This window comes from Bacillus sp. ISL-51, assembly GCF_018613535.1.
Lineage (GTDB): Bacteria > Bacillota > Bacilli > Bacillales > Bacillaceae > Bacillus.
Genome location: NZ_JAGGQB010000004.1, coordinates 130781 through 153720, shown reverse-complemented (window position 1 = coordinate 153720; position 22940 = coordinate 130781). Strand labels below are relative to the sequence as shown.

At 48.2% G+C, this 22940-nt stretch carries 24 protein-coding genes and 1 pseudogene; 19 read left to right on the top strand and 6 right to left on the bottom strand.

Translation table 11 applies throughout. From position 1 onward, the window contains the following. The first annotated feature begins 93 nt into the window (after nucleotides 1-93). Together J7E26_RS04520 and gdh are read left to right on the top strand one after the other, a co-directional pair. Nucleotides 94-957 (top strand): RhaT/GlcU family sugar-proton symporter, encoded by an 864-nt coding sequence (locus tag J7E26_RS04520; protein WP_214801748.1) that lies wholly within the window; start codon nucleotides 94-96, stop codon nucleotides 955-957. A 21-nt stretch (nucleotides 958-978) separates the two neighbouring features. Further along, nucleotides 979-1764, top strand: coding sequence for a glucose 1-dehydrogenase (gene gdh / locus J7E26_RS04515; RefSeq protein WP_214801745.1), 786 nt, complete (start codon nucleotides 979-981; stop codon nucleotides 1762-1764). Nucleotides 1765-1809: 45 nt separating this feature from the next. Here gdh and J7E26_RS04510 read toward each other — a convergent pair whose 3' ends face one another. The 3 genes from J7E26_RS04510 to J7E26_RS04500 are packed head-to-tail and all read right to left on the bottom strand — an operon-like array spanning nucleotide 1810 to nucleotide 4674. Then, a complete protein-coding gene (locus J7E26_RS04510; protein ID WP_214801740.1) occupies nucleotides 1810-2421 on the bottom strand; it encodes a YcnI family copper-binding membrane protein in 612 nt (203 codons plus the stop codon). Nucleotides 2422-2433: 12 nt separating this feature from the next. Continuing rightward, nucleotides 2434-4068 carry a copper resistance CopC/CopD family protein gene (locus tag J7E26_RS04505; protein ID WP_214801737.1) on the bottom strand — a complete coding sequence of 545 codons (1635 nt, stop codon included), beginning with the start codon at nucleotides 4066-4068 and terminating at the stop codon, nucleotides 2434-2436. 33 nt (nucleotides 4069-4101) lie between these two features. Continuing rightward, nucleotides 4102-4674, bottom strand: a complete 573-nt coding sequence (locus tag J7E26_RS04500) for a DeoR family transcriptional regulator (RefSeq protein WP_214813167.1) — start codon at nucleotides 4672-4674, stop codon at nucleotides 4102-4104. Between the two features lie 178 nt (nucleotides 4675-4852). Between J7E26_RS04500 and J7E26_RS04495 the strand changes: the two genes are divergently transcribed. The 4 genes from J7E26_RS04495 to J7E26_RS04480 all read left to right on the top strand — a co-directional run bounded on the left by J7E26_RS04495 (nucleotide 4853) and on the right by J7E26_RS04480 (nucleotide 8396). After that, the gene (locus J7E26_RS04495; protein ID WP_214801733.1) at nucleotides 4853-5194 is read left to right on the top strand and encodes a hypothetical protein; all 342 of its coding nucleotides are present in this window, start codon (nucleotides 4853-4855) and stop codon (nucleotides 5192-5194) included. Nucleotides 5195-5378: 184 nt separating this feature from the next. Further along, nucleotides 5379-6815, top strand: coding sequence for a PTS mannitol transporter subunit IIBC (locus J7E26_RS04490; protein WP_214801731.1), 1437 nt, complete (start codon nucleotides 5379-5381; stop codon nucleotides 6813-6815). A 26-nt stretch (nucleotides 6816-6841) separates the two neighbouring features. Further along, the gene (locus tag J7E26_RS04485; protein WP_214801729.1) at nucleotides 6842-7273 is read left to right on the top strand and encodes a PTS mannitol transporter subunit IIA; all 432 of its coding nucleotides are present in this window, start codon (nucleotides 6842-6844) and stop codon (nucleotides 7271-7273) included. A 1-nt stretch (nucleotide 7274) separates the two neighbouring features. Then, nucleotides 7275-8396, top strand: a complete 1122-nt coding sequence (locus J7E26_RS04480) for a mannitol-1-phosphate 5-dehydrogenase (protein ID WP_214801727.1) — start codon at nucleotides 7275-7277, stop codon at nucleotides 8394-8396. Nucleotides 8397-8580: 184 nt separating this feature from the next. On the opposite strand, the pseudogene J7E26_RS18595 reads toward J7E26_RS04480, so the two are convergent. Next, nucleotides 8581-8775 (bottom strand): annotated as a pseudogene (locus J7E26_RS18595) (dienelactone hydrolase family protein); the annotation flags it as partial. 75 nt (nucleotides 8776-8850) lie between these two features. On the opposite strand from J7E26_RS18595, the gene J7E26_RS04470 reads away from it, so the two are divergent. Continuing rightward, nucleotides 8851-9252, top strand: a complete 402-nt coding sequence (locus J7E26_RS04470) for a 3-hydroxyacyl-ACP dehydratase FabZ family protein (RefSeq protein WP_214801725.1) — start codon at nucleotides 8851-8853, stop codon at nucleotides 9250-9252. A 44-nt stretch (nucleotides 9253-9296) separates the two neighbouring features. Here the strand turns inward: J7E26_RS04470 and J7E26_RS04465 are convergent, their stop codons facing one another. Further along, nucleotides 9297-9461, bottom strand: coding sequence for a hypothetical protein (locus tag J7E26_RS04465; protein ID WP_156476741.1), 165 nt, complete (start codon nucleotides 9459-9461; stop codon nucleotides 9297-9299). Between the two features lie 128 nt (nucleotides 9462-9589). Here J7E26_RS04465 and J7E26_RS04460 point away from each other — a divergent pair, with 128 nt between their 5' ends. The 9 genes from J7E26_RS04460 (at nucleotide 9590) to J7E26_RS04420 (ending at nucleotide 16997) form a co-directional block, all read left to right on the top strand. Continuing rightward, nucleotides 9590-10339 (top strand): Cof-type HAD-IIB family hydrolase, encoded by a 750-nt coding sequence (locus tag J7E26_RS04460; RefSeq protein WP_214801722.1) that lies wholly within the window; start codon nucleotides 9590-9592, stop codon nucleotides 10337-10339. Between the two features lie 194 nt (nucleotides 10340-10533). Continuing rightward, nucleotides 10534-11298, top strand: coding sequence for a 5-oxoprolinase subunit PxpA (locus J7E26_RS04455; RefSeq protein ID WP_214813163.1), 765 nt, complete (start codon nucleotides 10534-10536; stop codon nucleotides 11296-11298). A gap of 21 nt (nucleotides 11299-11319) precedes the next feature. After that, a complete protein-coding gene (locus tag J7E26_RS04450) occupies nucleotides 11320-12534 on the top strand; it encodes an NRAMP family divalent metal transporter (protein ID WP_214801716.1) in 1215 nt (404 codons plus the stop codon). 25 nt (nucleotides 12535-12559) lie between these two features. Continuing rightward, complete coding sequence (locus tag J7E26_RS04445) at nucleotides 12560-13333, top strand: putative hydro-lyase (protein WP_214801917.1); 774 nt, start codon at nucleotides 12560-12562, stop codon at nucleotides 13331-13333. A 35-nt stretch (nucleotides 13334-13368) separates the two neighbouring features. Beyond that, nucleotides 13369-14100, top strand: coding sequence for a 5-oxoprolinase subunit PxpB (gene pxpB, locus J7E26_RS04440; RefSeq protein WP_214801713.1), 732 nt, complete (start codon nucleotides 13369-13371; stop codon nucleotides 14098-14100). 2 nt (nucleotides 14101-14102) lie between these two features. Then, nucleotides 14103-15110: a 5-oxoprolinase subunit C family protein gene (locus tag J7E26_RS04435; RefSeq protein WP_214801916.1), complete on the top strand. Its 1008-nt coding sequence runs from the start codon at nucleotides 14103-14105 to the stop codon at nucleotides 15108-15110. A 16-nt stretch (nucleotides 15111-15126) separates the two neighbouring features. After that, nucleotides 15127-15876, top strand: a complete 750-nt coding sequence (locus tag J7E26_RS04430; RefSeq protein ID WP_214801710.1) for an IclR family transcriptional regulator — start codon at nucleotides 15127-15129, stop codon at nucleotides 15874-15876. A 64-nt stretch (nucleotides 15877-15940) separates the two neighbouring features. Next, complete coding sequence (locus J7E26_RS04425; protein ID WP_214801707.1) at nucleotides 15941-16582, top strand: GDSL-type esterase/lipase family protein; 642 nt, start codon at nucleotides 15941-15943, stop codon at nucleotides 16580-16582. Between the two features lie 169 nt (nucleotides 16583-16751). After that, nucleotides 16752-16997, top strand: a complete 246-nt coding sequence (locus tag J7E26_RS04420) for a YczI family protein (protein ID WP_061522853.1) — start codon at nucleotides 16752-16754, stop codon at nucleotides 16995-16997. Here J7E26_RS04420 and J7E26_RS04415 read toward each other — a convergent pair whose 3' ends face one another. Next, nucleotides 16998-17288, bottom strand: a complete 291-nt coding sequence (locus J7E26_RS04415) for an antibiotic biosynthesis monooxygenase family protein (protein WP_214801705.1) — start codon at nucleotides 17286-17288, stop codon at nucleotides 16998-17000. A 156-nt stretch (nucleotides 17289-17444) separates the two neighbouring features. Here J7E26_RS04415 and J7E26_RS04410 point away from each other — a divergent pair, with 156 nt between their 5' ends. The 3 genes from J7E26_RS04410 to J7E26_RS04400 all read left to right on the top strand — a co-directional run bounded on the left by J7E26_RS04410 (nucleotide 17445) and on the right by J7E26_RS04400 (nucleotide 22860). Beyond that, nucleotides 17445-19448 (top strand): penicillin-binding transpeptidase domain-containing protein, encoded by a 2004-nt coding sequence (locus tag J7E26_RS04410; protein WP_353618088.1) that lies wholly within the window; start codon nucleotides 17445-17447, stop codon nucleotides 19446-19448. Nucleotides 19449-19568: 120 nt separating this feature from the next. Further along, nucleotides 19569-20471, top strand: coding sequence for an aldo/keto reductase (locus J7E26_RS04405; protein ID WP_214801701.1), 903 nt, complete (start codon nucleotides 19569-19571; stop codon nucleotides 20469-20471). Between the two features lie 301 nt (nucleotides 20472-20772). Further along, entirely contained in the window at nucleotides 20773-22860 is a 2088-nt protein-coding gene (locus J7E26_RS04400; protein ID WP_214801697.1) for a BglG family transcription antiterminator, read from the top strand. Nucleotides 22861-22940: the final 80 nt, after the last annotated feature.

Here is a 22940-nt window from a genome sequence, read left to right as displayed (position 1 = left end):
TTCGCCGGCAGGCTTTTTTTATCTTGTTTAGAGAATAATCGATATGATTCCAGACAAAATAACAGCAAATACGATTGAAAGAAGGTCGCCATCATGGATATATTACTGGCTCTTCTCCCGGCTTTATTTTGGGGGAGCATCGTGTTATTTAATGTCAAACTGGGCGGCGGGCCTTACAGTCAGACACTGGGAACGACAATCGGGGCGCTTATCGTTTCGTTTGTGCTTTACCTGTTTGTCCATCCGGTGCTGTCGCTGCGCATTTTTATTGTCGGAATCGTATCGGGGCTGTTTTGGTCGCTCGGACAAAGCAATCAGTTAAAAAGCATCCAGCTGATGGGTGTTTCAAAAACGATGCCGATCTCAACGGGGATGCAGCTCGTCTCGACTTCTTTGTTCGGCGTTATCGTGTTCAAAGAATGGTCAACGCCTATCGCGATTACGTTAGGTATTCTCGCCCTTATTTTTATCATTGTCGGAATTGTGCTCACATCGCTGAATGATAAAAAGGGACAGGCGGACGGAGAACCGGGAGACTTGAAAAAAGGGATCGTTATCCTGCTGATCTCCACGCTTGGTTATTTAGTCTACGTCGTCGTTGCCCGGCTGTTCGGCGTATCCGGCTGGTCAGCGCTTTTGCCTCAGGCGATCGGGATGGTGATTGGCGGTCTGGTGCTGACGTACAAGCATAAACCGTTTAATAAGTATGCGATCCGCAACATTCTGCCGGGAATCATCTGGGCGCTCGGAAATATGTTTCTGTTCATCTCACAGCCGAGAGTCGGAGTTGCGACAAGCTTTTCATTATCACAAATGGGAATTGTCATCAGCACGCTCGGCGGGATCTTCATTCTCCGTGAGACGAAAACGAAACGCCAGCTGGTCGCCATCGCCATCGGTATTATTCTGATCATTGCGGCCGCGGTATTCTTAGGAATCGCAAAATCAAATTCATAACAAAACGCAGGAGGTTCGAATATGTATACGGATTTAAAGGGAAAAGTCGTTGCCATTACGGGAGCGTCATCAGGATTAGGAAAAGCGATGGCGATCCGTTTCGGACAGGAGCAGGCGAAGGTCGTCATTAACTACTTTAATAACGAAAAAGAAGCCCAAAACGTAAAAGAAGAGGTTCAAAAAGCGGGCGGGGAAGCGGCAGTCGTTCAGGGTGACGTCACAAAAGAAGAAGATGTCAAAAACATCGTGCAAACCGCGGTCAAGGAATTCGGCACACTTGATATTATGATCAATAATGCCGGCATGGAAAATCCGGTTCCTTCCCATGAAATGCCGCTTAATGATTGGAACAAAGTCATCAGCACCAACCTGACCGGCGCTTTTTTAGGAAGCCGCGAAGCGATTAAATACTATGTGGAAAACAATAGGAAAGGCAACGTCATTAACATGTCGAGCGTACATGAAATGATTCCGTGGCCGCTGTTTGTTCATTATGCAGCAAGTAAAGGCGGCATCAAATTAATGACAGAAACACTGGCTCTTGAATACGCGCCGAAGGGCATCCGTGTGAACAATATCGGGCCGGGCGCCATCAACACGCCGATCAATGCGGAGAAGTTTGCTGACCCCGTCCAGAAAAAAGATGTGGAAAGCATGATTCCGATGGGATATATCGGTGAGCCGGAAGAAATCGCGGCTGTCGCCGTCTGGCTCGCATCTGAGGAATCGAGCTATGTCACGGGCATTACACTGTTTGCCGACGGCGGAATGACGAAGTATCCGTCATTCCAGGCAGGACGCGGATAAGAAAAAAAGCGATCGCAGACTCAATATGAGCCGGATCGCTTTTTTTTACGCGCGTTTTTTCTTCAAAAGCGCCGCTATGGACAAGATAATGGCTGCGGCTGAAAGAACGATGGCCGCAATCTCAAGCGCTGATGTGCCTGATTTGCTTTCTTCCTTTGTTTGTGAAGCTCCGTGTGCATCAGTGACGTTCGCCGCTTTTGTGATTTTTGTAATCGAATGCGGTGTGTCGGCTTTTTCGTCTCCCGTCCATTCTACAATGCTGCCGTCTTTATAATATTGATAGGCATCCCAAGCCGCATCTTCGGTCTTTTCAGGGTTTTTTGCAACGAATGTGAATTGCTGGAATTGGCCGGGCTTAATGCCGCCTGCTGTTGCTTGCCAAGTGACTGACACGTTTTTATCATCATGTTTTGAAACAGAGGTTTTCCAGCCTGGAATCGGCTGATACTGCTGGAATTCAACACCCGAGGGCATTTTCAGCACAACCTTTGTGGTCGGTTCATTTTTTTCGACAGGCACTTTCATCGTGTACGTTTCCCAAGAGCCGGCAGCTGATTCCGCTGGTTTCACTGAAACGTGGGCGCTTGCCGAAGCCGTAAAGCATACGAGTGACATAATCACGGCCGAAATGAATGATAAAGCATTTTTTTTCAACATGAGACACACTCCTTAGTTTGTGGTAGTGAAGATTTGGTTGATCTCGTTAAAGTCGCTTGTCAGTCCGTGGACTTTGATTTTCCAGTTTCCTTTTTCAGTAATAGAAAGGTTATCAGCTTCAAATACGCCTTGCTTTGTCTTTTTCAAATCAAAGGTGCTTTCGTTTTTACTGCCGCTGAAGCCCGTCTGATATACGGTCACCGTGAATTGCTGAATATCTTTGACAAGCCGGCCGTTATGATCGGTGACTCTCACTTCAAATTCATTTTTACCCGGCTGATTCGGGCTGATACTGATAGACAATGTTTGTCCGCTGCCGATCATTTCTGAACCGTTAAACGGCTCCGGCGCCGGTGCCGGCGGGCTTGGCAGACTTGTGAACACAGCGGTTATAAACAATACCGCAATGCCGATCACCCATTCAGCCTTGACCGTCCGGCTGATGCTGCGCGTCTGCCGGTATTTTGTGATCCACACATGAATGCCGCCGAGCGCAAGCATAATAACAAACAGGCCGATTTTCACCAGAAGCGTTTTGCCGTAAGCGGTGTGAAAGAGCGAATCAAACGAGCGGATAATGAAAAATCCATTCAGCACGCCTGAGAACAAAAGCACGCCGACAGCACTGAATGCCCAAGGGGAGAACCGCTTGACCGTTTCCCGCGCTGCCGATTTATCGGGCTTTCTCCACTCTGGGGAAAGAAGCAGCACAAGCGCCGCCATTCCGCCCGTCCACACAGAGGCCGCTGATAAATGGAAAAAATCCATCGTGATGCCGACCGCTTTTTCTTCAATAACCGCAGCATGCCCGGCAAATGCCTTAGCCAAAAGCGATCCGAAAAAGAAGAGAAGCGGCGCCGTCCAGAATGTAAAAGAACGAAATTGTTTCTTTTTTAACACCGGAATCATGGATAAAACAAGCAGCACGTATAAGCCGATTTGAATCATCCAGATCGATCCGCCCGCCGTTTGCAGAAGCGTTTCTTTTATATAGCCAGGCTGAAAAGCGGCGCTCCACGAGCCTCCCGCATTTTCCTTCGTCTGAATCGGAAGCTGGCAGATCAGGGCCAGCCCTAACAAAGACAAGGAGACGATATACAGCTTGACGGTTCGCTTTGCAAGCGTTCCTGACAAGCCTGCCTTCGATCTGTACCAAAGAAGGTGGAAAAAAGCCGTTCCGATAAACAGAGAAAAGGCCGTGTACAAGATGCCGCGGTCGATTGCCGTTTCGGGATGAAGCGATGCTCCGGAAGCCGTTTTGTCTTGAAAGGCTCCGTCCGCTTTTCCGACGCTGAAAGGTATGACGCCGGAAACCGGATGCCCGTCGGCTGACACCGCGTTCCATTCTGCTCTGTAAATGTCATGCGGCAGTTTTTTTTGTAAAGCGGCGGTCATGACACGGTTATCATTTTTTTTCATTGCTGTCCGGCCCGTATCGACCCGTTCGCCGGATGAATTATACACTTTGATGGAATGGAAGCCTTCCTCGATCGGTTCATTAAACTGAATCTCGACCTGCTTCGGCGCTTGTTTTAACTCGCTGTTCTCACCCGGTGTTGAGCTTGTGATATAGGCATGGGCAAAGCTTGTTTTCGGAAACAAAACAAGGAACAGCAGAAGAATGAGCCACAGTTTATTTCGTCTCATGGCTGAAGACACCGTCCTTCCGGTTGGTTGTTGTTACGTCTTGGTGCAAGTGCATCCCTTTTGCCTGTCGTGTAAGATAATTTCCGCTGCCTGGTCAAATGTGCAAATGACCCCGCCGAACCCTTTTTGAAACCGTTTCGCGTAATCGAGCGTTGAAAAGGGAATCGCCTGCGGCTGGCAGCAGTGGAGATCGATTTCGGCGTGTAATAAAAAGTGCGCAGAGGCGGCCGTAATCGTCGTCTCCAGAAGAAAATCCTTACATATGACATGGGACACTTCTTCTTTTTTATCTTCATACCGCAAAATCGCGCAATGAATGCAGCACATCTGCTCGACGGCTTGCGAAGCAGTGATAAGCTGAACAGAATAGGAGTGCTGAATCGGCCGCAAGCAATAGCCGCATTGATTGGCGTTTTGCTCTGAAGCGGATGGGAGCGTAATGCCGCCGGGTGTTTTAATAATCCGGTTCGACTTAGCCAGCTGATTGACGTCTCTGTAAACAGTCATTTCAGAGACACCGAATCTCTCGCTTATATCAGAAATTTTTAACACGCTCTCTTGCTTCAGCCATTCAAGCATTTTTTGCTGTCTGTTAATCGGAAGCAATTCTGCATCCCCCTTTTTATGCGAATGAGTGATGATCCTCATTTTCAAGAGTAGATGTTTTCATCGGAGTGTACAAGAGCCTGATGATAAAATATGTGAAAATATGTTGAACAATCACAAGTTCAAAACGGCCGGGACATTCTTTGTTATAATAGAAGTATTGAATGGAGGAATAAAGATGAAAGAAACGACCTGCCCGAACTGCGGCAAGCCGATTACAGGCGACATGGTCAGATCCTCAATGATCCCGTGCCAGTTTCAATGCGGGCATTGCCATGTAAAGCTGCGTGAATATAAAGTGTCGGCTCCGATTATGGCGGTGGCGATCGCGATAACGGTGCTGTTGATTTATCTCGTGCAGATGGCCAGAACGGCTGTCATTCCGGTTTTTCCTGCCGCCCGGTATGTGCCGGCCGCCATATTTGCGCTCGTATGCGCGTATCCGGTGTTTATCGTGAGTGAGCGGTTGATTGCAAAACTGGTTGTTACGAAAGGACACATTATATACAGAAAGCGGTAAGGCACCTGAACAACAGGTGTCTTTTTTTATTTAAAAATTTGTCACAGTCTATGTGCCAAACTCCCCTTTACTTTTCATTGAATAGGGATTGTAAGCGTTTTATGATGAAGACACAGGGGAGAAACCAGTCCCCCGTGTCTTTTTTTATTTCATGATCAGACAGCAAAACAGGGAGGGAATATACATGCAGCAAGAACAGCAGCAATCAGGCGTAAAGGTTAAGATTCAGCGGTTCGGCAGTTACTTAAGCGGAATGATTATGCCGAACATCGGTGCGTTTATCGCGTGGGGAATTATCACGGCGCTGTTTATTCCGGCGGGATGGGTTCCGAATGCGCAGCTGAACACATTGGTCAATCCGATGATTACGTATCTGCTGCCGCTTTTAATCGCATATACAGGCGGAAAAATGATTTACGACCACCGCGGGGGAGTCGTCGGCGCGACGGCAGCCATTGGGGTCATTGTCGGTTCAGACATCCCGATGTTTTTAGGCGCAATGATTATGGGCCCGCTCGGCGGATATCTCATTAAACAAATAGACCGTTTATTTAAGGATAAAGTCAGACAAGGCTTTGAAATGCTGATCAACAACTTTACGGCCGGCATTATCGGAGCGGTGCTCACGATTATCGCGTTTTATGCGATCGGCCCTGTCGTTCTGTCTCTGAATAAAGTGCTGGCAGCCGGCGTGGAAGTGATTGTTCACGCGAATTTGCTTCCGATTGCAAGCGTTTTCGTTGAACCGGCAAAGGTACTGTTCCTGAATAACGCGATCAACCACGGTATTTTAAGTCCGATCGGAATCGAACAGGCCGCGAAAACAGGAAAATCCATTCTGTTTTTAGTTGAAGCGAACCCAGGACCGGGACTCGGAATTTTACTGGCATACATGTTCTTTGGAAAAGGCTCTTCAAAATCCACTGCTCCGGGAGCGGCGATCATTCATTTCTTCGGGGGGATTCATGAGATTTACTTCCCGTACATTTTAATGAAGCCGATGCTGATCCTTGCGGCGATTGCCGGAGGAGCAAGCGGACTGCTGACATTCTCGATCTTCAATGCGGGCCTTGTTGCGGCATCATCACCGGGCAGCATCATCGCCATTATGGCGATGACTCCTAGAGGAAGCTATTTCGGCGTGCTTGCAGGCGTCATTGTCGCAGCAGCCGTATCGTTTATCGTATCTGCGCTTATTCTGAAATCGTCAAAAGCGGGTGAGGAAGATCTCACAGCCGCTGCGGAAAAAATGCAGGAGATGAAAGGGAAGAAAAGCGAGGCAGCGGCCGCGCTGGCGGACAAAGAGGAAGAGCCGGCTGAACAGCCTGCCGACATTTCTGCTGAACAAGTCAGCCGCATTATCTTCGCTTGTGATGCAGGAATGGGATCGAGCGCAATGGGCGCCTCCATTTTAAGGAATAAAGTGAAAAAAGCAGAACTGGACATTGATGTCACGAATACGTCGATCAATAACCTGCCAAATGATGCGGATGTCGTCATTACGCACAAGGATCTGACAGATCGGGCGAAAGCCAAGCTGCCGCAAGCGGTGCACATCTCGGTTGATAATTTCTTAAACAGTCCGAAATACGATGAACTGATTGAAAAGCTTAAAAACTAATCAAACAGAAAGAGGGATAGCCCATCATGGAAGTATTAGCTAAAGCAAATATCAAACTGAATCAAACGGTAAAATCAAAAGAGGACGCAATCCGGTTAGCGGGACAGACGCTGATTGATAACGGCTATGTGAAAGACGGCTACGTGGCAAAAATGTTCGAACGGGAAGAAACGTCTTCCACCTTCATGGGGAACTTCATCGCCATTCCCCACGGCACAGAGGATGCGAAGGAGGACGTTCTTCATTCAGGCATCTCCGTCATTCAGATTCCTGACGGCGTCGAGTACGGAGAAGGCAATACAGCGAAGGTTGTCTTCGGCATCGCCGGAAAAAACAATGAACACTTAGACATTTTGTCAAACATCGCCATTGTTTGTTCAGAAGAAGAAAACATCGAACGGCTGATCAATGCAAAAACGGAAGAAGAACTGGCCGCTATTTTCAGCGAGGTGAACTGACATGATTGCCCTTCATTTCGGAGCGGGAAACATCGGGCGGGGCTTTATCGGCGCCCTGCTCCATCAATCCGGCTATGAGGTCGTATTCGCCGATGTCAACGAGTCGATAGTCAGCCTTCTGAATGAAAAGCGGGAATACACAGTTGAGCTTGCCGACGGCGGGAAAAAAACGGAAAAAATCGGCCCGGTTTCAGCCATCAACAGCGCAGTTCAAGAGGAAGAGCTGTACAGACTGATCAATGACGCGGCCATCATTACGACAGCGGTGGGGCCGGGCGTGCTGAAATTCATCGCCCCGTCTATCGCGGAAGGATTAAAGCGCAGAACAGCCTTTCAGCCTCTTAACATCATTGCCTGCGAAAATATGATCGGCGGAAGCAGCTTTTTGAAAAAAGAAGTTTATGGGCATTTAACGGAAGCTGAGCAGGAAAAATTGAGCCGGACGGTCGGTTTCCCGGATTCTGCGGTGGATCGGATCGTGCCGATTCAGCATCATGAGGACCCGCTGAAGGTATCAGTTGAGCCGTTTTTCGAATGGGTCATAGACAGAACAGGTTTTAAAGGCGAACCGCCGGTGATTGACGGGGCATTGTTCGTTGAGGATCTCACGCCGTTCATTGAACGAAAGCTCTATACCGTCAATACGGGCCACGCGGTCACGGCGTATGTCGGCTATCAGCGCGGATTAAAGACCGTAAAAGATGCGATCGATCACCCTGAAATCCGCCGTGTCGTTCACGCCGCCCTTTCAGAAACGGGCGAATACCTGGTGAAAACCTATGGCTTCAAGCAAACCGATCATGAGCAATACATTAAGAAAATTATCGGCCGCTTCGAAAACGAGTACATCACTGATGATGTGACGAGAGTAGCCAGATCTCCGCTCAGAAAGCTTGGGCCGAATGATAGATTAGCAGGACCGGCCAAAAAAATTAAAGAGCCGAACGCTCTGGCAGAAGGCATTGCCGCCGCCCTGCGTTTCGACTATAAGGACGATCCGGAGGCCGCCGAACTGCAAAAGCTTATAGCAGAGAAAGGCACGAGCGGCGTGCTTCAAGACGTCTGCGGTATTCAGCCGCATGAACCGCTGCACGGCATCGTGCTGAAAAAATTAAATCAGTAAAAAAAGCTCCGCGTCATCGGGACGCGGAGTTGTTTATATCCGGCCGTCAGTCAAGGACAGGGGCATCGCTGCCTCATCAGCGATGACAGACAGCGTTTCGAGAAAAAGCTGTTTATTGAAATGAACTGAATCCGGATTAGCAAAGCCGTGTCTGCCCTTGAACTGATACACCCGGAAACGCCTTTTCGAGCTGGCGGTTCTTTACAAACCGGTGATATGCCGTTTTTTCCTCTTCTAAATCATATACCTCCCGCTCTTCGAGAAGAATCGGCGTGATCACCTCAAAGCCCGCCTTTCTGACCAGCCGGGCCATTTTTTTCATATGGGCATTCTTTCCGTATATTTCATGAATCAGTATCACGAGCGGCTTCGCAGCCATCAATATCACCCTTTCAATCTCTTTTCCGTTATATCCTATCGGCGTTATAATAATGGAGAAAGGGATGAGGAAACTATGAATCAGAAGCTTTTGCCCCATCGCTATCCGTTCCTGCTGATTGACGGCGCAAAGGAAAGTGAACCCGGAAAACGTGCGGCGGCATATAAGCTCGTCAGCGAAAATGACTGGTTTATTACGGAGTCACAAAGGGAAATGCCGTTTTCGCTCGTGATTGAAGCATTGGCTCAAACCGCTGCATACGCCGGAATTACAGGTGAAAACAGCCTCGGCCTGCTGTCTGCGGTGAAGAAAGCGGAAAGATTAGGTGCCGCTGTGCCCGGAGACCGTCTGGACCTTTTTTTCGAAGTCACGCGGAGCAGACGCGGTTTTGTGTTCGGACAGGCGAAAGCGTCTGTGGACGGGAAGCCTGTCGCGGAAGCGGAGATCAGTATTTTTATTGAATCGCAGAAAAAATAGGATGCCGCTGTCCAAAAGGACAGCGGCTGACTGCGTCAAGCCTGTTATTTTGTATCGTAATCTCGTTCGCTTTGTGAATTGTCCCGCTGATCGTGCTTGTGTTTTTCATCGTTGGCGTTTTCTTTCAGCTCTTCCAGCGGAATCGGATCTGTTAAGTCATGATGTTCAGGATTTTCATTTACTTTGTTTTTCTGCTTTCTTTCTTTCATCCAACATCACCTCACCATTTGTTTTCCTCAACGGCGCCCTCGCCAAACGTCAGGGAGCGGGTTTTTGTCTGCGTGGGTATTATGTATTAAAATAGAGACGACTACATTATAAAAAGTGAGGTACATATATGCCGATACAAAGAGAAGACGCAGATATCAAACTGATTGCGATAGATATGGACGGAACACTGCTGAATGACGAGCAGCTCATTCCGGAGGAAAACCGGCGGGCAATCAAGGAAGCGGAGGCAAAAGGCGTTCACGTGGTCATCAGCACCGGCCGGACCTTGATGACGTGCCGTGAGCTGGCTGAGTCTCTTGAGCTGTCATCCTTTTTAATTACGGCAAACGGCAGCGAAATCTGGGATTCAAACTTTCAATTGATTGAGCGCAAGCTTCTCCATACGGATCATATTCAGCAAATGTGGGATTTGAGAAATAAGCACAACACGAATTTTTGGGCCTCTACTGTGGACAAAGTGTGGAGAGGGGAATTCCCTGAAACGATTACGGATCACCAGTGGCTCAAATTCGGTTTTGACATTGAGGATGACGAGGTTCGGAATGAAGTGCTGAATGAGCTGAAAAAAAACAAAGAGCTTGAAATCACCAACTCCAGCCCGACAAATATCGAAGTGAACGCCCTCGGCATTAACAAGGCGGCGGCACTGGCGAAGGTATCGGAAAAACTCGGCTTCACGATGGAAAATGTCATGGCCATGGGCGACAGCCTGAATGACATTGCCATGATTGAAAAAGCGGGTGTCGGCGTCGCGATGGGAAATGCCCAGGACATCGTCAAAGAAACCGCAGACTGGGTGACCGATATCAACACAGAAAACGGCGTTGCCAAAGCGATCCGGCATTGGGTGCTATAAGCAGAAAAGAGAGTCTCACCAGTGAGGCTCTCTTTTTTTATGCCGGCTAGGTCCATGGTAGGTTTTCTGACAAAACGATGTTCAAAGCCGTGAGAATTGTTATAATAAGAAGAAGTCCAATAATTCGGAATAGTTATTCCGAATAACGGAATAATAATATAATAAAGCGTTTTCATTATAGCGGGAGGGATTTTATGTTTCAGATTGACGTCAATTGTGATTTAGGAGAAAGCTTCGGCGCTTATCGGATCGGGCTCGATGAAGATATTCTGGAATTTGTCACATCTGCGAACATCGCCTGCGGGTTTCATGCGGGAGACCCCGGCGTCATGCGCAAAACGGTGGCGCTTGCAGCCGGCAAGGGCGTGAAAATCGGCGCTCATCCCGGGCTTCCTGATCTTCAAGGGTTCGGTCGGAGGCCGATCGCAATTTCTCCGGACGAAGCGTACGATATGACAATGTATCAGATCGGCGCGCTGTCAGGATTTTTAAAAGCCGAAGGACTCAGCCTGCAGCATGTAAAGCCGCACGGAGCCTTATACAATATGGCGGCGGTCGATCAAAAGCTTTCAGAAGCAATCGCCAAAGCCGTATACCGCTTTGATCCGGAGCTCATTCTTTTTGGGCTTGCCGGGAGCGAATTGATTAAAGCTGGAGAACAGATCGGGCTTCAGACGGCAAGTGAAGTATTTGCGGACCGCACCTATCAAGCGGACGGCACACTGACGCCGCGCTCACAGCCGGTCGCGTTAATTCAGGATGATTCAAAAGCCGTGCAGCAAGTCATTCAAATGGTCAAAGACGGAACCGTAACTTCCCAGCAGGGACAAGCTGTGCGCCTGCAGGCCGACACCGTATGTATTCACGGAGACGGCGCCCACGCGCTCACATTCGCAAAAACGATCAGAAAAGAATTACAAGCCGCCGGCATTCATATCAGTGCACTGGCACAGAACTGACCACAGAGGGAGGAAGACAGCATGGAGCAAAAAAAACAACCGGCAGTGAAAAAAGCGGGAACTTGGTCATTGCTGATGGGAGCTGCTTTCTTAATGGCAACTTCAGCGATCGGGCCGGGTTTTCTGACACAGACGGCTACTTTTACAAATACATTGGCGGCCAGTTTCGGATTCGTCATTTTAATCTCTATTATTTTAGATATATTTGCCCAAACCAATGTATGGCGGATTATTGCCGTTTCCGGAAAAAGAGGGCAGGAAATCGCAAATATGGTGCTCCCCGGGTTAGGCTATATCATCGCCACGATAATCGTTCTTGGGGGCCTTGCTTTTAATATCGGAAATATTGGCGGGGCGGGACTCGGCCTTCAGGTGCTGTTCGGCATTTCTCCCGAAACGGGCGCCGTTATCAGTGCGGTTATTGCCGTCCTCATTTTTATGATTAAAGAAGCCGGAAAAGCGATGGATCGGTTTACGCAAATCGCTGGGTTTATCATGATTTTATTAACGGTATATGTGGCTGTCACAACGGCGCCGCCGGTCGGCCATGCCATTGCCAAAACCTTTGTGCCCGATCATATCAGCGTGCTTGCCATCGTCACGCTTGTCGGCGGAACAGTCGGCGGCTATATCACGTTTGCCGGAGGCCACCGTCTGCTTGATGCCGGGATTAAAGGGAAGGATGCGATTCCCGAGGTCACAAAAAGTTCTGTAGCGGGAATTCTGATTACTTCTATTATGAGGATCGCTCTTTTTCTTGCCGTGCTCGGCGTCGTTTCGAAAGGACTGAATATTGACAAAAATAACCCCGCTGCTTCAGTGTTCCAGCTTGCGGCAGGAAATGTCGGTTATAAAATATTCGGATTAATTATGTGGTCCGCAGCCATTACATCGGTTATCGGAGCTGCTTATACGTCTGTTTCCTTTTTTAAAACGTTTTCTCCGAAAATCGAGAAGCATTCTAGAGGTATTATTATCGGCTTTATCATCGTTTCAACACTCGTTTTTATCACCGTCGGACAGCCTGCGAAAATTCTTGTATTTGTCGGATCTCTGAACGGATTCATTTTGCCGATTGCTTTAGGCACGATTTTATTTGCCGCACATAAGAAAAAAATCGTCGGCGACTATAGGCATCCGATCTGGCTGACTGTTAGCGGCGCCATCGTTGTTGCGGTAATGGCCGTTATGGGAGTTTATACATTATTTACACAATTGCCGCAGTTATGGAGCTGATGAGATGAAACCGCTTATGAGTGATATGAGTCCGCATGAAGTCAGGCTGCTGATTCGCAAGGAGCAGATCACCGGTCCGACTGCGGGAATGGCCGCTTCTTATGCGCAAGCCAATCTCGTCATTTTAAAAAAAGAGTCAGCTTTTGATTTTCTCTTATTCTGCCAGCGCAATCAAAAGCCCTGCCCGGTGCTTGACGTGACGGAAGCAGGTTCGCCCGTTCCGGCAATCGCCGCGCCCGGTGCCGACATCAGGACGGATTTTCCGAAGTACAGAATTTATGAACACGGTGTGCTCACCGAAGAGGTGACGGATATTACGCCGTATTGGAAGGATGATTTTGTCGGCTTTTTGATCGGCTGCAGCTTTTCATTTGAACAAGCGCTTATCAATCATCAAATTCCGGTCAGGCATATCGAGGAAGGTTCAAATGTTCCGATGTATAAAACCGATATCGGCTGTGTCCCGGCAGGTCCTTTTTCAGGAAAGATGGTGGTGAGTATGAGGCCGGTGCCGGAAAGGCAGGCCGTCCGTGCAGCGCAGGTCACGTCCCGTTTTCCCGCCGTGCATGGCGGACCCGTCCATATCGGAAATCCGAAAGGCATCGGTATCAGCGATCTGGACAAGCCGGATTTCGGAGATGCTGTCACTGTGCGTGAAGGTGAGGTTCCCGTGTTTTGGGCCTGCGGCGTCACACCGCAGGCCGTGGTGATGGAGGCCAAACCTGACATCGTGATTACACATTCGCCGGGGCACATGCTGATCACCGATATAGAGAATGAGTCGCTGGCCGTTCTGTAATAGAGAAAAAGATATTTTACAACGAGGTGATGACAATGATGCAGTATAGCGGCAATACCGCACTTGATATCCAGCCGCTCGGTGATTCCGCCGCTATCATCCGTTTTGGCGAAAAAATCAGCGAGCAGGTCAACGGCCGCGTTCATGCGGCAGCCGCTTGTATGGAAGAACGGCCGTTTCCGGGATTCATTGAATGTATCCCGGCCTTTACAAGCTTAACCATCTTTTATGATGTATACGCCGTCACCGAAATTCAGAAGGGTGTCTCACCGTTTGAACTGGTGAAAAAAGAAGTGGCGGAACGCCTGAGCGATCTTACGGCGGAGCAAAAAGATGGCCGCCGGATCATCGAGATCCCTGTTTGTTACGGCCGGGAATTCGGACCTGATTTAGAAGAGGTCGCCAAGCTTAACGATCTGACGCCTGAAGATGTCATCCGCATTCATACCGAAGGCGAATATCTTGTTTATATGCTTGGGTTTGCACCGGGATTTCCGTTTTTAGGAGGAATGTCTGAGCGGATCGCCGCCCCGAGAAAATCGTCGCCGAGACCCTCAATTCCAGCGGGTTCAGTCGGCATCGCCGGGCTTCAGACAGGTGTGTATCCGATTTCCACCCCAGGCGGCTGGCAGCTGATCGGCAGTACGCCGCTTAATCTGTTTCAGCCTGAAAAAAATCCGCCGAGCCTGTTAAGATCCGGTGACACGGTGAAATTCGTCCGAATCACAGCGGAAGAATACAGCCGCCGGAAGGAGGGAGCCAGTTGAGTATGAAAGTTTTGAAACCCGGCCTGCTGACAACGATCCAGGATACGGGCAGAACCGGTTATCAGAAATACGGCGTATTAGGAAGCGGCGCCATGGATACCATTTCCCTGCGCATCGCCAACATGCTCGCCGGAAACGAGGAAACAGAAGCGGGGCTTGAAATCACGCTCATGGGGCCGGGGCCTTCGTTTGAAATGACAGAACCTGCGGTCATCGCCGTAACGGGCGCTGAATTTGCCTTACACATTAACGGAGAGCCGGCCCCTCTGTGGAAGCCGGTTTTCATCAAGGAAAACAGCACTCTTTCATTTGGGCCGTGCAAGCTGGGAAGCCGCGCTTATCTCGCTGTTGCGGGAGGATTTGACGTGCCCGCCGTCATGGAAAGCAAAAGCACCTATGTCAGAGCGGGGATTGGCGGTTTTCACGGCAGAGCGCTGCAAAAAGATGACGAGTTGCCGCTCGGCAGCATGACACAGCTATCGAAAACCATAGCAGCCCGTCTGAGCCGCTTTGCCGGGCAGCGCGGTTTTTCAGCACCTGATTGGGCCGTCAGCCGCCGGGGATTTTTACCGCTGAAAAAAAATCCGGCTATTCGCGTTTTGGAAGGCACCCAATTTAACGCCTTTACCGAGGAGGCGAAAACGCGTTTTTATCATGATCCGTTTAAAGTCACACCGCAATCCGACCGGATGGGCTATCGGCTGAAGGGCGAACAGCTTGAATTAGAGGAGCCGCTGGAAATGGTGTCAGAGGCCGTGACATTCGGGACGGTGCAGGTGCCGCCGGACGGAAATCCGATCATTTTGCTGGCCGACAGACAAACGACGGGAGGCTATCCGAGAATCGCGCATATTATCTCTGCCGATCTTCCTCTCGTCTCGCAAATGATGCCCGGTGAACATATCACCTTCCGGCCTGTTTCAAGAGAGGAAGCGGAAATGCTGATTCTGCAAAGAGAAGAGCAGGTGAAGGAGCTGCAAGTAAGGCTTAAAATGGAATGGCTGACATAACAAAGGGGCTGAGAACGTGGAGAACAAAAACAAAACCGTAGTCAAATCAATGGAATTGCTTCATTTGTTTTTGACAGAGCCGAGTCTGACCTTAAATGAAATGGTATCACAGTCAAGGATGCCGAAAACCTCCGTTCACCGGATGGCCTGTTCATTGGAGGAAATGGGATTTCTCACCCGCGGCGCCGATGGCCGTTATCAATTGGGTCTGATTTTTTTACAGTTCGGGCAGCTCGTCTCCGAACGCCTTGACATCAGAAAAATTGCAAAACCTATCATGGAAGAGCTGTGCGTCGAAGTGGATGAGGCAGTTCAGCTTATTATGAGGGACGGCGATGAAGCCATTTATGTCGAAAAAATAGAAGGCACACAAACCGTTCGTCTCTATACGGCAATCGGCCGGAGATCCCCCTTGTACGCGGGAGCGTGCGCCAGAAGCATTTTGTCGTTTCTGCCAAGAGCTGAGATTGAAGCTTATCTTCAGCAGACAGAGCTTAAGGCGATCGGCTCAGGCACGATCACAGATCCGGCTGCATTGCTTCAATCGATTGAAACGTCATTAAAAACGGGGTATACACTCAGCTGCTCAGAATTGGAGAACTATACCGCGGCGATCGGAGCGCCGATTTTCAACCATGAAGGCAAGGTGGCGGCGGGGATCAGCATTGCCGGCTTTGAAGCCAGGTTTTCAGAGGACCGCCTGCCGTATTTAACGGATAAGGTCAAAAGCGCCGCGCAGCATATTTCTGAGAAATTGGGGTATTGACCGAGCCAATTTATCTTCACTCGCGTACATTACAATATCGACAGTAACGAGTGGAGGAAAGAAAATGGCACTTGTTTATACGGCGCTCGGCGATTCTTTGACCACCGGAAGGGGAGCCTGTCCGTTTTCAGCCGGCTTTGTTCAGCGTTTCGGGTGTATGATGGAAGAAGATTTACAGACAAAGATCGACATTTCTGTTTTTGCGAAATCCGGCCTTGAGACGGGAGAAATCCTGGGACTTATGTCTTGGCCGTATATTCAAAGGCGGATTCAAGCAGCAGATATGATTACGATCACAGGCTGTGGCAATGATTTAATCGATTCTGTTCAAACGTATCAGCAAACATCGGATGCCTCTATCTTTACCCGCGTGTCTGCGCATTGCCATGAAAATTTTGAAAAGATGATTGCCGGGATTGCCGACATAAAAGGAAAGCATCCGGCTCCTTATGAAATCCGCGTCTTCAATTTATACAATCCGTTTCCCAGCATCCCTATTGCTGAAAAATGGATTTCCTCTTATAATGCTCACCTCAGTACGCTCGCATCAGCGCCGCACGTGAAAATCGCCGATGTTCACAGCGCCTTCAAAGGAAAGCTGAACGACTATCTCTCCTTTGACCGCGTTCACCCTAACGGCAGGGGCTACGAAGTCATGGCCAGTGTCCTGCGGGGGCTCGGATACGGAAGCCTTGCCGCTTCTTAACAAAACGCGCTCCATTTTTTTGGGGCGCGTTTTTTTTGCGCTCCTTAAAACAAACTTAAAATTGCCCGTCTCTTGTTCTATATGCAAAAAAAGTACGCTAGAATAATGGGGGATAAAGACAGAAATAGAATTGTGTTCAAAAAACGAAGAAAAGAAAGGGTGGATTTTATTGCTGCGCGCCTTAAAGCTATCACTCGCTATGCTGATTATTATACTTGCGGCTGCCGCATTTACGTATGCAGAGCATACCTCAGTCATCCAGCCGATTATGCTTGTGTTTCTCGGTGCGGTCATGTTTATTCAAGGGCTGGAAGAAAAAAGAAAAGAAAACGACAGCTCGGGAAAATTTAATATGTACACCGCCGTTTTTGTATGGTCGATCTCCTTAATCGGTTTTACGCTTTACGCTATCTGATCATGATATATCCTGAAAATGCTCCACAGCGGGAAATGGTGAATAAAAACGGTGCAGCAAGGCTTTCCATTCCTGATACTCCGGCGATCCGCGAAAGCCTTTTGTATGATCCTCCAATGTCTCCCATTCTACAAGCAGCAAATATTTATGCGTCTCCTCCATACATTTGGACAAGGAATGGGACAGATAACCTTTCATGCCCGCTATAATCGGCTCCGCCCGGCGAAACGCCTCTTCGAATTCCCCTTCAAGACCTTCTTTTACATGCAGCATGGCTGCTTCTCTGATCATTCACAACTCCCCCTTTTTTTAATAGATAAATTGTATAGGAATATGGGCAAAGATTGCTAGAAAAATAAAAAAATTTTAAACTCTATATGAAAAAAATCCTTGCAAGCCTGATTTGGTTTAGGAGAAAATAACATTTGGAAGGCAGGGGAATAGATAGTGAAAAAAGGTATATACGTATTGCTTTTACTTGCAGGAATTATAGGATTGATCGGCTGTTCAAAAACAGAATCAGCCGAAGACAGAATGAAAGATTTCGTCAAAGATTGGAACGGCGGTCATTACGATAAAATGTACCAAAGCCTCACTCAGGATGAAAAGAAAAAAATATCCAAGAAGGATTTTGTGAAACGGCATGAAACCATTTATGAACAGGCGGGCGTCAAAAATCTGAAAGTCACTGCTGAAAAACAGGACGAAGACGATAAGAAAAAAGACGACCTCCAGCACATCGGTTATAAAGTCAGTATGGATACAAAAGCAGGAAAGGTCGCCTTTGAAAACACGGCCGTCCTGAAAAAAGAAAAAACTGATGATGGAGAATCATGGAACATCGACTGGAATCCTTCCTTTATCTTCAAACAGCTTTCCGACGACAAAACCGTGCAAATTGCAAATGAAGAACCGAAGCGGGGCCAAATTTACGACAAAGACGGAAAAGGACTTGCCGTTAATACAGAGGTGCCGGAAATCGGCATTATCCCTGGCAAACTCGGCAAGGACAAAGAAAAAGTGATCAAAAAACTGTCTGAAAAACTAGACCTTTCTGAAGACGATATTAAAAACAAACTGAATCAGAGCTGGGTAAAAGACGACGCCTATGTGCCGATTCAGAAGGTCAGACCTGACGACGAAAGCATGGTCAGCAGCCTGCTCTCATTAGACGGCGTCACGAAAACGAAAGTCAGCTCCCGCTACTACCCGTACGGCGAAAAAGCGGCCCACCTGACCGGATATATCAAAACCATCACTGCGGAAAAATTGAAAGAAACAAAGGAAGGCCAATACAGCGACACATCCAAAATCGGCACCGCCGGTCTTGAATTTGTATATGAAGACAAGCTGCGCGGCAAAACAGGATGGAAAATTTACGTTCCGCAAACAGGCGACGTCATTGCTGAAAAGAAAGCCGAAAACGGCCAGGATATTCATTTAACAATCGATATGAAAACCCAAACAAAGCTGTACGGCTCCATGAAGGATGACAGCGGAGCGGCGGTTGCCCTCGAACCGAAAACGGGAGAAACACTGGCGCTTGTCAGCGCGCCGTCTTACGACCCGAACGGCTTTATTTTCGGCTGGAGCGATAAAGAATGGAAAAAGCTGAACGAAGATAAAAACAATCCGTTTACAGCAAAATTCAACAAAACCTATGCGCCGGGCTCAACCATTAAACCGATTGCCGCGGCGGTCGGCCTGACGAACGGAACGTTAAAGGCTTCTGAAAAGAAAAAAATTACCGGCAAAGAGTGGCAAAAAGACTCAAGCTGGGGAGGCTATCATGTCACACGGGTATCAGAGCGCCTGAGTGAAGTCGATCTCGAAAACGCCTTGATTACGTCCGACAACATCTACTTTGCGCAAAATGCCATTGACGCGGGTGCAGATGCATTTACAAAAGGATTAAAATCATTTGGCTTTGATGAAGACATTCCGTATCAATTTCCGATAGAAAAGTCATCAATTGCTAACGGCAAACTCGATTCCGATATCCTGCTCGGCGATACCGGTTACGGTCAGGGACAGATGCAAATGTCTCCGCTGCACTTGGCAGCAGACTATACCGCATTTGTAACTGACGGAAATCTCGTCAAACCGACATTAGTCAAAGACGGCGTGAAAACACCGGAGATCTGGCACAAGCAAGTGGTATCCAAAGCAAATGCCGAAGAAATCACAAAAGGTCTGAGAGGCGTCGTTGAAGATCCGCGCGGCTCAGCATACCAGCCGGTCGTAAGCGGCATTACCGTAGCCGGAAAAACGGGAACAGCCGAGCTGAAGACGTCCAAAGAAGATAAAAACGGCAAAGAAAACGGCTGGTTCGTCGGCTACGATTACAAAAAGAAAGACCTGCTGATCGCAATGATGATTCAAGACGTCAAAAAACGCGGCGGAAGCCACTATGTCGTGGAAAAAGCAAAAAAGCAATTTCAGGACAAGTAAAAGACGATTTTTTCAGGACGAAAGGATAATAGGCCGCTGAAGCCGAATCAAAGAGCATGGGGCATTTCCTAAAAAGCACAATCACAGGCGGGGACACACAAAGAAAAAGGGGGATTTCACATGCGGCGTATTCAATTGGCAGAAGATCTGGAATTTTCAAGGGTCATACACGGGCTTTGGCGTTTGAATGAATGGAATTATTCGGACGGGGAGCTGCTCAATCTCATTGAATGGTGTATTTCCCAAGGCATAACCACCTTCGACCACGCCGACATATACGGCGGTTATACGTGTGAGAAGCTGTTCGGCGGAGCTCTTGCCCTTTCGCCTGCCGTAAGGGAACAAATAGAAATCGTCACGAAATGCGGGATTGTCATCAAGTCACCGGAACGGCCCGAAAACAGGTCGCATCAATATAATACGGCGAAAGCTCATATTTTAGCGTCTGCGGAGCAATCACTTTTAAACCTTAACACGGATTATCTGGATGTGCTTCTCATTCACAGGCCTGACCCGTTAATGGACCCGGAAGCCGTGGCCGAAGCATTTCACGCGCTGAAAAGCTCAGGCAAGGTCAGATATTTCGGCGTGTCAAACTTTAAAGCGCATCAATACAGGCTGCTGGAATCCTACTTGGATGAACCGCTTGTCACCAACCAAATTGAAATATCAGCCTATGAGCTGGAAAATATCCATGACGGCACTTTGGACTTCTGTCAGGAAAAACGCATTGCACCGATGGCATGGTCACCGCTTGCAGGCGGCAGCGTATTTGCCGGAACATCGGACAAAGACACCCGAATCCGTGCCGCGCTTGAGTCCGTCCAAGAGGAAATCGGAGCCGCTTCCATTGATGAAGTAATGTACGCCTGGCTGTTCACCCACCCGGCAAACATCATGCCGATCGTGGGGAGCGGAAAACAGAACCGCATTTCCGCCGCGATCAGCGCTTCGGAATACAAGCTCAGCCATGATCAGTGGTTTCGGATTTATACAAGCGTGCAAGGATACGATATTCCATAACACAAACAAACGCCCGGAAGATGATCATCTCCCGGGCGTTTATTCATGTGGTGTGCATTGTCAAAACAATAAGGTCAATTTGAAGTATAGACCGCCGTTTACAGAGAAACAAGCATCCCGACAGGTTATCTGACACACTTTTCTTTTTTCAATGCTGTCACACTGCTTCATGCCAAATTACCATTTATAAATGGTTGAATATGAACTGAAAGCGTTTTATATTATAAGGTACATCAATTTCCTCAGCAAACACAACCGCTATCCACTACCTCTCACAACTTGAAAATCTGGAGGGCGTCTCATGTATAAGACAGCGAGAGAACAAAAATTAATGAAGCATCTTTTACTGCAAAATCGGTACGAGACAGTACATGAACTGGCAGAAGCTTTGCAAGTCAGCACACGGACCATTCACCGCGAATTGAAAACGGTCAAACCGCTGATGGAATCATTCGGCCTGACACTTGATAAACAGCCGGGAAAAGGCCTTAAGGCTGTGGGGAGTTCAGAAGATAAACAAAGACTGATGGCTGATTTGTCCTATGAACAGAATGAATACAGCGCTGAGGAACGGAAGCTCTTAATTCTTTGTTCGCTATTAGAGTCTCAAGATCCGATCAAACTCTACAGTCTTGCGAATGAACTTCAAGTCACAAATGCGACGGTCAGTTATGATCTGGATGAGCTGGAGGCGTGGATTGCGCCGTTCGGCCTGACGCTTATCCGCAAAAGAGGTTTCGGCATTCAGCTTACAGGGCCTGAAAATGCAAAACGGAAAATCGTCGGCAATCTCATTGTCAACCGCCTTGATATTCAGAGCTTTTTGGAAGCGGTTGAATTGAATATTAAGAGAACACCCGGCTCAACAGAGAAAATGTTCGGCGTCGTGAACAAAGGGGAACTGTTGAAAATGGACCGGCTCTTATTTCAGCTGAAGGAAAAAATCGCATTGGCCTTATCTGACAGCTCCTATATGGCGCTTGCAGTTCATTTAACCTTCGCAATGGATCGGATCAGACTCGGCGAAACGATCACGATGGAGGCGTCGGAACTTGAGGCGCTTCAGCAGACGAAAGAATACGGCTCCGCGCTCGAAATGGCAAAAGAGCTTGAAAAAGCGTTCGGCGTTCTCATTCCGGAAGCTGAGATCGGTTATATCACGATTCACTTGCGAAGCGCCAACCGCAAATACAAAACTGAATTCAAGCCGCAGGAAATTGAATTCGAAACCGCTTTGCAAACAAAGCGGCTCATCTGCTTTATTTCTGAAAAAATCAAAATCGGCCTGACGGAAAACGGTTCATTATACGACGGTTTAATCGCCCACCTGGAGCCGGCCATCAACCGTGTGAAAGAAAATATCGACATGTACAACCCGATGACAGAGCAAATTAAGCGCGACTATTTTCTACTCTACATGGCGGTAGAAGAAGGGATGGAAAAATACTTTCCGGGACTGGATTTTTCCGATAATGAGATCGCTTTCATAGTTCTTCATTTCGGTTCAGCGCTGGAAATCAAAAGGGAAGAGGCGAAAATTAAGGCGCTGATCGTGTGTTCAAGCGGCATCGGTTCGTCTAAAATGCTTGCCTCAAGGCTGAAAAAAGAGCTTCCTGAAATCCGTTCCTTTGACATGTCTTCCCTCATTGAGCTGAAGGACCGCGATATCGGCGCATACGATATGATCGTGTCCACTGTCCCGATCCCGTATGAAAATATTGATTACATTATGGTCAGCCCGTTATTAGACGAGGAAGACGCTGATCAAGTCAAGCAGTACATTAAAAGGAAGATCCCGCTCATTCTTGATAAAAAACGAGGCAGGCAGTCAAGAGAAGAAAAGAAACCGGACACACCGGATATGCTGGAAGCCGCCGGACGTATGAGGCATTATGCAGCAGTCATCGAAGACGTTTTGCGGCATTTTTCAATCAGGCCCATCGAATCAAATATGGAATACGATCTGTTTTTGGGAAATCTGTTTCACATGCTGGAGGAAGAAGGCTATGTCCGTGACGCGCAAAAAACCGCGCTGCTGCTTGCTGAGCGTGAGCGGCAGGGAGGTCTTGGCATCCCCGGAACCGTGATGACACTTTATCATCTCAAAAATGAAGAAATTGTCACGCCTTTTTTCAAAATTTATGATTTGACGGCTCCATACAGTGTCAAAGGCATGGACGGAAACTCCCTTACCGTCACGCGCGCGCTGGTGATGATGGCGCCGGCTGATATGCCGGCTGAAGGAGCGGAAATTTTAAGCGCGGTAAGCTCGGCCATCATTGAATCAAAAGACAGCATGGAAGCCTTTCAGACCGAGGGTGAAGCTGATTTATATGAACGGTTAAACAGGCTGTTTTATCTCTTTATGCAGGAGAAATGGCAGCGGTAAACAGAAAGCACATGCCACTGGAAAGGCGTGTGTTTTTTTCGGCATGTATGAGGGTAAGGTGCAGGGAAGAAACTAAAAAC